The 609-nt window shown below is 52.2% G+C and carries 1 protein-coding gene; it reads right to left on the bottom strand.

What is annotated here, in order from left to right:
* Positions 1–609 (bottom strand): Ig-like domain-containing protein (locus tag AN389_RS19580; protein WP_235576006.1); only part of this gene is annotated, 609 nt, incomplete at both ends.

Here is a 609-nt window from a genome sequence, read left to right as displayed (position 1 = left end):
CTACTTCACCTGAGCCAGAGGCTGTGGCTTCATTGCCAGCGGCATCGCTTACGCTTGCACTTACTGTGTAGCTGCCCTCAGCAAGCACTGTTGTAACAGGGACTGACCATGTACCACTTGCGCCCACTGTGGCAGTAATGGTTTGCTGTACCCCGGCATTGTCTGTCACAACAATTGTGACTTCGCTGCCTTGTGGTGCATCGCTCGTGCCGGAGATCGTCGGTGTTGTATCGTTGCTAACGCCGTTATCTGTAATAACAAGGCTGGGCGGGGTTAAATCAATCTCGCCAGTTTCGCTCGCGCTGCCGATATTCCCTAGGCCATCGTCTACTTCGGCAGTGACCGTGTATTCGCCTTCAGCTAAAGCACTTGGTGCATCAATGCTCCAGACGCCACCTGTTACAGTCGTATCAACAGTCGTAATATTCCCTGCACTGTCTTCAAACGTTAAGCTAATCGTGGTGCCATCGACTGCATCGCTTGTTCCGCTAATAGTGGGTGTGGTGTCGTTGGTATCTATCAAGGCATTAATGCTAATGCTTGGCGCGGTGGTGTTCAGTGTTGCGGTTTCACTAACCGTGGTGGTATTACCGGCGTTATCGCTCACGC

The sequence above is a fragment of the Pseudoalteromonas sp. P1-7a genome (genome assembly GCF_001401855.1).
Lineage (GTDB): Bacteria > Pseudomonadota > Gammaproteobacteria > Enterobacterales > Alteromonadaceae > Pseudoalteromonas.
This window is presented reverse-complemented; position numbering and strand designations above follow the sequence as displayed.